Source organism: Nonomuraea sp. SYSU D8015 (genome assembly GCF_008065375.1).
Taxonomy (GTDB): domain Bacteria; phylum Actinomycetota; class Actinomycetes; order Streptosporangiales; family Streptosporangiaceae; genus Nonomuraea.
Window position 1 is genome coordinate 394,309 of the sequence record NZ_VJYI01000004.1, and the last position, 11,314, is coordinate 405,622.

Annotated in this window: 11 protein-coding genes; 4 read left to right on the forward strand and 7 right to left on the reverse strand. The window is 70.2% G+C overall.

Annotation, left to right across the window (positions count from 1 at the left end):
• Nucleotides 1–94: 94 nt before the first annotated feature.
• Nucleotides 95–1,402 (reverse strand): DivIVA domain-containing protein, encoded by a 1,308-nt coding sequence (locus tag ID574_RS21100; protein WP_188190644.1) that lies wholly within the window; start codon nt 1,400–1,402, stop codon nt 95–97.
• A 192-nt stretch (nt 1,403–1,594) separates the two neighbouring features.
• A complete protein-coding gene (gene mce / locus ID574_RS21105; RefSeq protein ID WP_188190645.1) occupies nt 1,595–2,020 on the reverse strand; it encodes a methylmalonyl-CoA epimerase in 426 nt (141 codons plus the stop codon).
• A gap of 85 nt (nt 2,021–2,105) precedes the next feature.
• Between mce and ID574_RS21110 the strand changes: the two genes are divergently transcribed.
• Nucleotides 2,106–3,293, forward strand: coding sequence for an acetyl-CoA C-acetyltransferase (locus ID574_RS21110; RefSeq protein WP_188190646.1), 1,188 nt, complete (start codon nt 2,106–2,108; stop codon nt 3,291–3,293).
• 42 nt (nt 3,294–3,335) lie between these two features.
• Here ID574_RS21110 and ID574_RS21115 read toward each other — a convergent pair whose 3' ends face one another.
• Nucleotides 3,336–3,683, reverse strand: coding sequence for a GRAM domain-containing protein (locus ID574_RS21115; protein ID WP_188190647.1), 348 nt, complete (start codon nt 3,681–3,683; stop codon nt 3,336–3,338).
• A 117-nt stretch (nt 3,684–3,800) separates the two neighbouring features.
• On the opposite strand from ID574_RS21115, the gene ID574_RS21120 reads away from it, so the two are divergent.
• The 3 genes from ID574_RS21120 to ID574_RS21130 are packed head-to-tail and all read left to right on the forward strand — an operon-like array spanning nt 3,801 to nt 5,418.
• Nucleotides 3,801–4,229 carry a hypothetical protein gene (locus ID574_RS21120; protein ID WP_188190648.1) on the forward strand — a complete coding sequence of 143 codons (429 nt, stop codon included), beginning with the start codon at nt 3,801–3,803 and terminating at the stop codon, nt 4,227–4,229.
• Entirely contained in the window at nt 4,223–4,453 is a 231-nt protein-coding gene (locus tag ID574_RS21125; protein WP_188190649.1) for a helix-turn-helix transcriptional regulator, read from the forward strand. Before ID574_RS21120 ends, ID574_RS21125 begins: the two co-directional genes overlap by 7 nt.
• Nucleotides 4,450–5,418, forward strand: coding sequence for an NAD(P)-dependent alcohol dehydrogenase (locus ID574_RS21130; protein WP_188190650.1), 969 nt, complete (start codon nt 4,450–4,452; stop codon nt 5,416–5,418). Before ID574_RS21125 ends, ID574_RS21130 begins: the two co-directional genes overlap by 4 nt.
• Before the next feature lie 122 nt (nt 5,419–5,540).
• Here ID574_RS21130 and ID574_RS21135 read toward each other — a convergent pair whose 3' ends face one another.
• The 4 genes from ID574_RS21135 to ID574_RS21155 all read right to left on the reverse strand — a co-directional run bounded on the left by ID574_RS21135 (nt 5,541) and on the right by ID574_RS21155 (nt 11,180).
• Nucleotides 5,541–5,693, reverse strand: a complete 153-nt coding sequence (locus ID574_RS21135) for a hypothetical protein (RefSeq protein WP_188190651.1) — start codon at nt 5,691–5,693, stop codon at nt 5,541–5,543.
• 858 nt (nt 5,694–6,551) lie between these two features.
• Entirely contained in the window at nt 6,552–7,895 is a 1,344-nt protein-coding gene (locus ID574_RS21145; RefSeq protein WP_188190652.1) for an MFS transporter, read from the reverse strand.
• Between the two features lie 584 nt (nt 7,896–8,479).
• Nucleotides 8,480–9,151, reverse strand: coding sequence for a DUF4230 domain-containing protein (locus tag ID574_RS21150; protein ID WP_188190653.1), 672 nt, complete (start codon nt 9,149–9,151; stop codon nt 8,480–8,482).
• Between the two features lie 28 nt (nt 9,152–9,179).
• Nucleotides 9,180–11,180 carry a YML083C domain-containing protein gene (locus ID574_RS21155; protein WP_188190654.1) on the reverse strand — a complete coding sequence of 667 codons (2,001 nt, stop codon included), beginning with the start codon at nt 11,178–11,180 and terminating at the stop codon, nt 9,180–9,182.
• Nucleotides 11,181–11,314: the final 134 nt, after the last annotated feature.

An 11,314-nucleotide genomic window follows, 5' to 3' on the forward strand; every position in this document is an offset into this window, starting at 1 on the left:
GTGCGTACCCGCCCGACGACAAGGAGAGAGCCTAGCGACCATCCGGTCGCCAGGCTCTCTCCCAGCCGTCATTCAGCCCCCGTGAAGCCGGTGTCTACTCCTGCCACCACTCCGCGTCGTCCTCGGCCTTGGCCTCGACCTTGGGAGCGGGCGTCGCGGCCGGGGCCGGGGCGGGCGGCTCGACCACGGGTGCGGGCGCGGGCGCGGCGAGCGCGGGCTTCGGCGGGGCCGCCGTGACCGCGGGCTCGGGGTCCATGCCCGGCAGGGCGGCGCCACCGAGCAGCTGGCGCAGCTGCGCGAGGTGGCTGGTGATGCTGTCGCGCTGGCGGGTGAGCTCGTCGACCTGGCGCTGCATCGTCGCGCGGGTGCGCTCGGCCTCGTTCTTCGCCTCGGTGACGATCGTCTCGGCGCTGGACTTGGCGTCGGCCACGATGGTCTCGGCGCTCTTGCGGGCGTTGGCGACGAGCTGCTTGGCGTGCAGGTCGGCCTCGCGGCGGGTCTGCTCGGCCTGCTGGGTCGCCTTGGTGGCCCGGGACTCGGCCGTGGCGGCGCGCTGCTCGGCCTCGGCGACCAGCTTCTGCGTGGCGGCCTGGGCGGTGGCGTGACGCTCGGCCTCCTGGCGCTCGGCCTCCTCGCGGCGGGCGGCCAGCTGGATCTCGAACTCCGCCTCGTCCTGCGCCCGCTTGGCCTCGGACTCCTCCAGCACCCGCTGAGCCTGCGCGCGCATCTCGTCGGCCTGCCGCTTGGCGGTGGTCAGCACCTCGTCGCGCTCGCGCTTGGTCGAGGCCCGCAGCTGGGCGACCTCGCGCTCGGTGGTCGTGCGGAGCTTGGCGATCTCGCGCTCGGCGTCGGCCCGCTTCTCCGCCACCTCGTGGTCGGCCGTGGCCCGCAGCTTGGCGACCTCGCGCTCGGTGGTGTTGGTGAGCTCGTCGGCCTCGCGGCGAGCGGTCGAGCGGATCTCGTCGGCGTCGCGCTCGGCGGCGGTGCGCATCTCGTCGCTCTCGCGCGTGGCCTGCGCCCGCTTCTCGGCGGCCTCGGCCTCGGCGGCGGCGCGCACGTCGGCGGCCTCGACCTTGGCGGCGGCCTTGATCTCGTTCGCCTCGGACCTGGCGGCCTGCACCAGCTCCGTGGCCTGCTCCTCGGCGAGGCGGAGCAGCTGCTCGATGCGGGCGCCGAGACCGGAATAGGTCGGGCGCTCCTGCTCCTGCAGCTGCCGCTGGGAGTCGGACAGATCGCGCTGCAGGCTGGCGACTTGCTCGCGCGCCTGGCGCAGCTCTTGGTCGAGTTGCTTGAGGTGATCGTGGACCTGATGACGGTCGTAGCCACGGAGCACCACGTCGAACTCGCGTGCTGGGGCGTCCTCGAAGAAGTTGTTGAGCTGGGCGTCGATGTCGGACTGCATGGAGGCTCGATCCTGGGTTGTCGAGACGGCTACACGGGCCGGACGGGGGGTTCGGGGCATCCGAGCCAGGAGCCTGTGCCTCGCGGCAGGCTCCATGTCCGGTGGAAGGTCAAGCGTACTCCGCTGCCGCCAGCTGCGAAGCCCCGTCCAAGTTTCTGCGTGACTAGTTACATTTGAACCTTTTGTGGCGATTTACAGGGGCTTGGCCGCCTGGACCAACTCCGTCAGCATTCCCCCCACATCCTTGGGATGCAGGAAGGCGATCTGCGAGCCCATCGACCCGTGCCTGGGATGCTCGTCCAGGAGCCTCACACCCTTCTCGCCGATCTTAGCCATGCTTTCGGTGACGTCGCGTACACCGAATGCAACATGATGAACGCCTTCGCCGCGCTTGGCGAGGAATTTTCCCACAGGTGAGTCTTCGGAGAGAGGTTCCAGAAGCTGAATGTAGGAGCCCCCGCCTTCGCCGTCGGCGATGTGCAGCATGGCCTCTTTAACGCCTTGTTCCTCGTTGACCTCCCTGGCCACGACGGTGAGCTCGAACGTCTCGGAGAAGAAGGCGATCTTCTCTTCGAGGTTCCTGCACGCGATACCGATGTGGTCGATCCGCATGAACATGTGTGGCCTACCTCCATAGCGGACGGCGTTCTACTCGTGGGTATCGTGTCAAAGTACCGACGCGCGAGCACAGGAGGCCGTTGTCATGTCAGGTTCCGTCATCGTCGCCGGAGCTCGCACCCCCATCGGCAAGCTGCTGGGAGCCCTGTCCGGTCAGTCGGCCGTCGAGCTGGGCGGCATCGCCATCAAGGCCGCGCTGAAGCGGGCCGGAGTGGCGCCGGAGGCGGTCGAGTACGTGATCATGGGCCAGGTCCTGCAGGCCGGCGCCGGCCAGATCCCCTCGCGCCAGGCCGCCGTCAAGGCCGGCATCCCGATGACCGTGCCCTCCATCACCATCAACAAGGTCTGCCTGTCGGGCCTCGACGCGATCGCCCTGGCCGACCAGCTCATCCGGGCCGGCGAGTTCGACATCGTGGTGGCCGGCGGCATGGAGTCCATGACCAACGCCCCCCACCTGCTTCCCGGGCTGCGCAAGGGCGTCAAGTACGGCGGCTCCGACGTGATCGACTCGATGGCCCACGACGGCCTGTTCTGCGCCTTCGACCAGTGCGCGATGGGGGAGTCGACCGAGCGCTACAACGCCAGGCTCGGCATCGGCCGCGAGGAGCAGGACGCCCTGTCGGCCCGCTCCCACCAGCTCGCCGCCGCCGCGATCAAGAACGGTGTCTTCGACGACGAGATCGTCCCGGTGGAGATCCCGCAGCGGCGCGGTGAGCCCGTGGTCGTCAAGGAGGACGAGGGCGTACGCGGCGACACCACCGTGGAGACGCTGGCCAAGCTCCGCCCGGCCTTCGCCGCCGACGGCACGATCACGGCCGGCTCGGCCTCCCAGATCTCCGACGGCGCCTGCGCCGTGGTCGTCATGTCCAAGGCGAAGGCCGAGGAGCTGGGCCTGGAGTGGCTGGCGGAGATCGGCAGGCACGGCAACGTGGCCGGCCCGGACGCGTCGCTGCAGTCGCAGCCGGCCAACGCCATCAAGCAGGCGATGGCCAAGCAGGGCGTGACCGCCGACGACCTCGACCTGATCGAGATCAACGAGGCGTTCGCCAGCGTGGTCCTGCAGTCGGCCAAGGAACTCGGCGTGCCCTTGGAGAAGGTGAACGTCAACGGTGGCGGCATCGCCCTGGGCCACCCGATCGGCGCGTCGGGCGCCAGGATCGTGCTGACGCTGGCCCATGAGCTGAAGCGCAGGGGCGGCGGTCTGGGCGCAGCCGGCCTCTGCGGCGGCGGCGGCCAGGGCGACGCCCTCCTCATCACCGTCCCGAAGCGCTAGGCCCTACGCCCGGGCGTGGGCCTGATCCAGAGCCGCTCCTGGTCAGGCACACGCCTGGGCGATGGCGTCTATCCAGGCCCGGCGCCTGTTCACCACGAAGCGAACCTCCGCTCCGCCCTTCAGGACGACCTTCATGCCGTTCGGCACGATGCGCAGCGTGTTGACCGACGTGACCGAGATGATCTCATCGAGCGGCCACACGCAGACGCCCACCTGGAAGTTCATGCTGTGGGAGCGGAAGACGAGCCACTTGCTGGTCAGCCACAACTGGCCGCCCACGGCGTCCATGCCGCGCCACAGGTTCGCCAAGCCCTGGCGGAGAATCCTCTCGCCCGGTGCGGCGACGATCTCGGTGCTCCGGAACACCATGTCGAATTCCCGCTCTTCCATGACGCCTGTCTACAGGGAGCCGCGGGGCTCCACAAGGAGGAGGCAGGGCCTTCGCCGTCAGCCGGGGTGATGTAAAAAATTCTAGACATGGTGTCCATGTTGCTTTACATTCGAGGCATGGCATCCGAAGAGAAACGCGCGTGGATCATGGTGGTGGTCTCGGTCTGCGCGTACGGGGCGTACCTCGCGGTCATCCTCGGCAGGGCGGGCAGCGCCCCGCTCACCGAGGTGGCGTACGTGGCGCCGCTTCTGTGGAGCGTCGGCGGCTCCATCGTGGCGTCGATCGTGCTGTTCATCGCGGTCAGCATGATGTCGCCGGCCGACGTCGGCAAGAAGGACCAGCGCGACCGGGACATCCACCGCTACGGCGAATACGCCGGCCAGTTCTTCCTCGTCGCCGGCGCGATCGCGGCGCTCGTCATGGCGATGGCCGAGCTGGACCACTTCTGGATCGCCAACGCGCTCTACCTGGGGTTCGTCCTGCAGGCCGTCCTCGGCTCCACACTCAAGATCATCGCCTACCGTCGCGGGCTGCCCTCATGGTGAAGTCCACGAAGGTCACGAACTCGATCCGCGCCCTGCGCTTCGCGCACGGCGAGATGACGCAGGCGGAGCTTGCCGACCGCGTCGGCGTCACAAGGCAGACCATCATCGCCATCGAGCAGGGCCGCTACTCGCCGTCCCTGGAGATGGCCTTCCAGATCGCGCGGGTCTTCGGCGTCCCGCTCGACGACGTGTTCCAGTACCCGGACGGAGACCAGGAGAAATGAAAGCGATCATTCGGGACGCGTACGGCTCGGCCGACGTCCTCACCCTCACCGACGTGGAGACGCCCGTGCCCGGCGAGGACGACGTGCTGTTACGCGTCCGCGCGGCCGGCGTCGACATGGGCGTCTGGCACATGGTGACCGGCGTGCCGTACGTCATGCGCGTCGCCACCGGGCTGCGCGCCCCCAAGGCGCCCTGGGTCGGCGGCGACGTCGCGGGGGAGGTGGAGGCGGTCGGCGCCGCCGTCACCGCGTTCAAGCCGGGCGACCGGGTCTTCGGCACGTGCAACGGCGCCTACGCCGAGTTCGCCCGCACCCCGCAGGACAGACTCGCGCGGATCCCGGACAACCTCACGTTCGAGCAGGCGGCGGCGCTGCCCACCTCGGGGATGACCGCCCTCCAGGCGTTGCGCGACGTCGGGAGAGTGCGGCCGGGCCAGCGGGTCCTGGTGATCGGCGCCGGCGGCGGCGTGGGGACCTTCGCGGTGCAGCTGGCGAAGGTGTTCGGCGCGGAGGTCACCGGGGTGTGCAGCACGTCCAAGGTCGACCTCGTACGGTCGATCGGCGCGGACGACGTCGTGGACTACACGCGAGAGGACTTCGCCGACGGCAAGCGCCGCTACGACCTCATCCTGGTCACCGGGGGCAACCGGTCCCTGTCGCACCTGCGGCGGGCGCTCACCCCGCGCGGGACGTTCGTCATCATCGGCGGCGAAGGCGGCGGCCGGTGGCTGGCCGGAATGGACCTTCTGCTCCGCACGGTGCTGCTCGTCCCGTTCACCCGGCAGAATCCACGGGTCATCTTCGCGCTCCCCAAGCAGGAGAACCTCAGGACGCTGGCGGAGCTGGCGGGGGGAGGCAAGATCACGCCGGTCGTCGAGAGGACGTACCCGCTGAGCGACGTGCCCGAGGCCTTCAGGGAGCTCGAGACGCGCCACGCTCGCGGCAAGATGGTCATCACCGTATGACCTCCCATGCGCGAAGCCCCGGTCCTACCAGGAATGGACCGGGGCTTCTTTGCGCGTCGCCCCTTATGGGGGCTGTTCAGCCCGGCCGCGAGGGAGGATGCGGCCGGGCTGCTTGTAGGCGGTCATGAGGCGCGGAACCTGGCGAAGACCGAGCGGTGACGCCGCTCGGACCGCGGGCCCTTCACGGCCTCCCGCACGCGCCGCTGCTCGGCGGCGGCCCGGCGGAGTTCGGACGCGTGATACTGCATCACGGAATATTCGAGTTCGGCGTTCATGGTGAGTGCTCCTGTGCGCGTTGCCTTGTTGTCTGCACTCTTAAGGCTCGTTCTAAGGCCCACCCCGCCACATCGGGCGTATGCCCTACATCCCGGTCAGACGATGGGCTTAGGTCCGCGCACGGGCGTCTAAGGCATCCGGTGCATCGTGTAGGTATGGCCGGGCTTGGTGCCGAAGGAGAAGGTCACCTTGCCGGTGTCGGCCGCCCCGTATGCCAGGGACTGGCGAACGTCGCCTTCCCGCCCTTCTCGCTGATCACCTCCAGGTCCGAGACCTCACGCCCGGCCTTGCGCTCGGCGGAGGCCAGTAAGAGGTTGCGCGGATAGGCAGTCGGTCAGGGGCACCAGCCCGGGCGTTCGTCCCCACCTGTAGCGGAGCCAGGACTGGCGTACCAGGCGGCGGATGATGATGATCGCGCTGGCCGGCGCGACCCACGCGTTCTGCCCGACCTTGCGCCGGTCGGTCACCTTGGCCAGGGTCGCGAACCCACGGTTATGCCACGAGTTGGTCCGCTCGATGACCCATCGGTGAATGTGGTTGATCGGTAGGAACGTTCCTCTCGGAGTGATGTTCGGGGTGCAACCCCGCTCGGCGAGGAGCTCCGGGTGTACCGCCGAGGACGAGGCGGGCCAGGAGCTTGTCGAAGACGACCCGGTCGGGAATACGGGGCCTGTGGCAGCCCAACGGGTGGGCGACGGTTCGCTCAGGAAGGAGCCCCTGGAATTGCTCCCACAAGGGATCGGTGATGAAGGTGGAAGTACGGGCACGTGAGCTCCTGCTGATCGATGGCGGAGCAAGTAGGCATGGACGCGCCGCCACGCCGCTGCCGGGATGCCAGAGCGTGGCGGCGCGGTCTCCTACTCGGTCTGCGGTCGCACCTCCGTGATGGCCGAGGAGCGGCTGACGACCACGGCACCGACGGCCAGCCCGGCGATGGCGAGGACCGCTGCGATCAGGAACGGGTCTGCGGCGTGCACGGCGGGGGCGAACCCGATGCCCATGTAGACTGCTACGCCGCTGGCCCCGCCGAGCTGGTCGGCTGCTCGCTGGACGCCGGAGGCGATCCCGGCGTCCTCGTCGGTCGTTCCGCTGACCGCGATGTACTGCAGCCCCACCAGCCCGAAGCCCATCCCGGCGGCGATCAGCAGCATCGCCGGAAGCAGCCACGCCGCCCCGGCACCCACGACTGCCACGAGCGCGATCATCGTCATCGCGCCCGCAGCGGCTCCGAGACCTGCCAGCACGCACGCGCGTGCTCCCCAACGGCCCAGCTGCCGCGGCACGAGAACCGAGGCCGCGATCAGCGCAACAGCCAGCGGCAGCATCGTGAGCCCAGCTCCCAGCGGACCGATCCCGAGACGGTCCTGCAGGTAGAACGTGAACAGCAGGAATGAGGTTGACAACGCCCCGCTGAGCAGCATCGTTGTCAGGTTCGCCCTCACCCGGGCACGGTTGGCGAAGAAGGCCAGCGGCACCAGCGGGTTCGAGGACCGCAACTCGACCCGCACGAACCCGGCGGCGGCCAGCACCGCACCTGCCAGCGCTGCCAGGCTCACCCACGCGCTCGTTCCGGGTTCGCCTGCTTCGACCGCGGCGTAGGTGAACAACAGCGGGCACGCAGTCAGCAGGAGCGCGCCCGGCAGGTCCAGCCGGGCCCGTTCAAGGAAAGCGGGACGGTCGGCCCGGACGAGCACGAGCGCGGCCACGATCACGACCAGGATGAACGGCACCGAGATCAGGAAGATCCAGCGCCAACCCAGATGGGCGGTGATGATTCCGGAGAGGGCGAATCCCAGCACCAGGCCGCAGCTGGCGACCGCGGCCCACACGCTCAGGGCCCGCGACCGGCGTGGGCCCTCGGGGAACATCAGCACGATGGTGGCCATCGCCGCCGGCAGTGCGACAGCCTCGCCGGCCCCCTGGAAGAGGCGCGCGGCCACCAGGACCGCGAACGAGGGCGCAAGTCCCGCCAGCAGCGATGCCGCACCGAACAGGGTCGTGCCGACCAGCAGCGTGCGGCGGCGGCCCAGCAGGTCGCCGAGGCGACCGCCGAGCATCAGCAGCCCGCCGCCGGTGATGGTGTAGCCGACCACTACCCAGGTCAGCGACTGGCCATCGACGCCGAGATCCGCGCCGATCGAGGGCAGCGCGATGTTGACCACGGTCACGTCGACCGCGATGAAGAACTGCAGCATGGACATCGCGCACAGTACGAGCCATGCGCGTGTGGGAGACGGGCTTTGCCCGCAGGAAGAAGTAATGCCTGAAAGCATCGAGTGCTCCGTCGCTCTGAAGAGTTTCCGAGCAGCACGAACGGCGCTCCGGACTGATCACGAAGCGGCTGGACGTTCCAGGATGGGTGGTGCTGAGAGTCGAACGTCCCGCCGCTAGCGGGACGTCCTGGTCACTGCCGCACAAGCGGCCGAGCACGATGCGCCTGACATGCTGATCAGACTAGCACCGGCACCTGTCACCCCGCGGCGCGTCAGGAGCACCTATCCGCGCGACCTCTAAGGCGTCCCAGCCCGTACGGGCCTCGATCGTGAACGTCTCCGACTGACCAAGGGTGTCGGCGCCGCCGTGCTCTCCATGGACCCTGAGCTGGTCGTGCTGGGGGCGGGCTGTCAGGAGCGGGCGAGCTGCTCGCGGCGCCGCTGCGCGAGGAGCTCGCCGAGCTCTGCCTCTTCCCCGTGCGCCTGGGGTCCTCGCGGCTGGGCGGGAAGTCGGTCGCCCTCGGCGCCGTGCGCCTGGCGCTCGACCACGTCGAGCAGGCGCTCTTCGGGGTCTAGGGTTCGTCGGTGAACTTGACGGTGACCTTCGTGAAGCCGAGCGACTTGAGCATGCCCGACAGCATCGCCTTGGTGTTCTCGTCGGCCCTGGCGCGCAGGTCGCTCGCCAGGGCCGCCTCAGTGATCTTCTTCTCCGCGAGCAGGTAGAGCTCCCGCTGGTCGCCGGGGGAGCCCGACAGGAAGTCCTGCACCCGGTCGAACAGGCCGCGCTGCTGCGCGAACACGTACGAGCGGCTGTTGTCCAGGTTGGGCTTCTCGAGCTGGGCGCGCGGGAGGCGTATGGTCGCCTGGGTGCGATCCTCCGAGACCGTCACCGCGTTCGTCGCCATGGCGGAGAAGTCGACGTACGCGTCCACGCCGCCCGCTCCCACGAACAGCGTCCTGGTGCCCTTGACCGCGTCGGGCAGGAAGTTCGCGTCCTTCTCCAGGTCCACGACCACCTGGAAGGTGCCCGTCGCCGCCTCGAACCGGCTGAGGTCCTTGATGGACTGGAGCAGCACCGGCTGGCTGCGGTCGATCACCTGCTCGCCCATCGGGTTGAGCCAGGTCCAGGCCAGGCGGCCGCCCACCACGAGCAGGACCGCCAGGACCAGGAGACCCGCCACATATCGCCACCTGCGGCGCCGCCCGGGGGTGACCTCGGGCGGCGTCGTACGGGAAGTCGTCATGGTGGCATGACTACCCGCTGGGCGATCATCAGTGCCAGCCCTTTGGTGACATCTCCGATTCCGCCCCCGCCGCCGGTCCCCATCCGGCCCCCGACCGGCCCGGCGCCCACCCGGCCCCGGCCTGCGGTCCGCCGTGCGCTGCCTGCGGCCGGCCGTGCGCTGCCTGGGGCAGAACGTGAGCGGCCTGCGGCCGGCCATGGCCGGTCTGCGCGCCGCTCTGCGCCTCGCGGTCGTGGGGTCCGCCGTGGTGCTCCCGGCGTGCTCCGCCGTCTTGCGCCACGTCCGGTGCGCCCGTGCCGTGGTGCCCGTGGGCTGCCCCGCCGCCCGGCGCCATCAGTACGCCGCCGCCGTGGGGCCCGCCGTATGCGGGGCCGCCCTGCGGTCGGCCTTGTGCTCGGTGGCCCTGCGCCGGGTCGCCCTGAGGTCGGCTTTGCGCTCGGTGGCCCTGCGCCCGGCCGGCCGGCGCTCCCTCGTACGGCCCCGTGACCGTCGCTCCATCGGCGCCGGCCGTGCCCGCCGTCCCCGCCGTGCCCGGGGGAGCCCAGTCGTACCCGCCGCCGCGCGGCGACCCGTGGCCTGGGGGGCCGCTGGAGACCGGGATCCACGACTCGCCGGTGGTCCGCTCCCGCGCCCACACGGGACCGCCCTGCGGGCCCCAGCCCATCGAACCCGAGCCCGGGGGCGGCGCGGCGGACGTCGTGCCGGGCCCGGGAGTGCCCGTGGGGTCCGGGTACACCGGATAGACGTGGCTCGACTCCGGAGTGGGCTGCACCGACGACGGCGCGACCTGTGCCCGCGCCGGTCCGCCGCCGAAGTGCGTGCTCGACAGCCCGCAGTTCTGGAAGTCGCTGAAGAACATCCGCAGCCACTCCCGCCGCTGGTGCTCGCTCAGCCAGGAGAACCACGACGCCGCGTACTGGTGCTCCGGCAGCGGGCCGCCGGGCAGCGGCTCACCGCGCAGCCAGGCCATCACGATCTCCCGGTAGCCGTCGGCCACCGTGCCGGGACACCGGGCGGCCAGCGAGTCGATGTACTCGTACGCCGCCTCCTCCGCGAACCCCGCGGACAGGTCCGGCACGTGGATCGGCGCCAGCCCGTGGGACGGCTTCAGCTCGTCGTCGAGCGGCCGCTGCTCCACCCGCGTGAATGCCGCGGGCGTCCCGGCCAGCCGCGAGGCGATCTGCGTGAACGCCGCCCCGAGCTCCGTCAGCCCCGCACGCATCCCCGGATGCACACACACCGTGATCGGCCACTCCTGGCAGCTGTAGGCGATGTCCTCGGCCGCGGCCGGCTTCGTCTGGGCCAGCACCCGCGACACGCCCATCCCCGCCGCCAGCACCGCCAGCAGCGCGCACGCCAGCACCAGCGCCTGCCTGGTCACCAGCGCCGCCCAGCCGAGCAGCAAGGCCGCCGTGATCCCGAGCAGCCAGATCGTCTGGTCGAAGAACGGCGCCCCGCTCAGCCCCTGGAACAGGTCGTACGGCTCCCCGGTGCCGGGCGCCAGCTTGTCGGCCCAGCCCCGGTCGTCGGCCAGCCACGAGAACGCCCCGTAGCAGGCCAGCCCGGCCAGCGGCGGCGTGTACGCCCTGGGCAGCACCCAGCCGGCCACCCACCCGATCACCGAGTAGAGCGCCAACCCCGCCATGCCCATGCCGAGCCCCGACAGGCTCAACCGGCCCGCCTGGTCGGTGAGCACCGTCTTGATCGCCAGCACCAGCACCGTCGCCCCGAACGAGCCCAGCACCACGACCACGATCGCCAGCGGCGCCTTGAGCGCCCGCCAGGTCGTGAGCGAGCGGCCGCGCAGGGCCCGGCGCTTGCGCAGCGCCACCCACGCCGCGAAGACCGCCGCCACGGGCCCGGTCAACCGGAGCGAGCCGATGACCGCGGCCACGATGTTCTCCCATGCGTCCACGCCTGGAATGAGGACGTTCCACGCCGCGACCAGGCCGACAGCCAGGAGCACGGCAACCGTCACGGCCGCGCTCTGCTTCAGCTCCTCTCGTGAAACGCCCGCGTGCTCACGCACCCTTTGTCCCGTTGAAGTTCATCAAGCACCCCCCGTGCCCCTAGGCAAGACGGAAGCGATCAGTCCGGCCGGTCCCCACAGGCTGATGGACTTGGCTTCCGCGTCACCATACGTACGAGAACCATAACTGAGCG

Coding starts and splice junctions, on each gene's coding strand:
- mce (WP_188190645.1), bottom strand. CDS start 2,020: ATGTTCATGCGGATCGACCACATCGGTATCGCGTGCAGGAACCTCGAA.
- ID574_RS21130 (WP_188190650.1), top strand. CDS start 4,450: ATGAAAGCGATCATTCGGGACGCGTACGGCTCGGCCGACGTCCTCACC.
- ID574_RS21145 (WP_188190652.1), bottom strand. CDS start 7,895: ATGTCCATGCTGCAGTTCTTCATCGCGGTCGACGTGACCGTGGTCAAC.
- ID574_RS21110 (WP_188190646.1), top strand. CDS start 2,106: ATGTCAGGTTCCGTCATCGTCGCCGGAGCTCGCACCCCCATCGGCAAG.
- ID574_RS21100 (WP_188190644.1), bottom strand. CDS start 1,402: ATGCAGTCCGACATCGACGCCCAGCTCAACAACTTCTTCGAGGACGCC.
- ID574_RS21120 (WP_188190648.1), top strand. CDS start 3,801: ATGGCATCCGAAGAGAAACGCGCGTGGATCATGGTGGTGGTCTCGGTC.
- ID574_RS21115 (WP_188190647.1), bottom strand. CDS start 3,683: ATGGAAGAGCGGGAATTCGACATGGTGTTCCGGAGCACCGAGATCGTC.
- ID574_RS21135 (WP_188190651.1), bottom strand. CDS start 5,693: ATGAACGCCGAACTCGAATATTCCGTGATGCAGTATCACGCGTCCGAA.
- ID574_RS21150 (WP_188190653.1), bottom strand. CDS start 9,151: ATGACGACTTCCCGTACGACGCCGCCCGAGGTCACCCCCGGGCGGCGC.
- ID574_RS21125 (WP_188190649.1), top strand. CDS start 4,223: ATGGTGAAGTCCACGAAGGTCACGAACTCGATCCGCGCCCTGCGCTTC.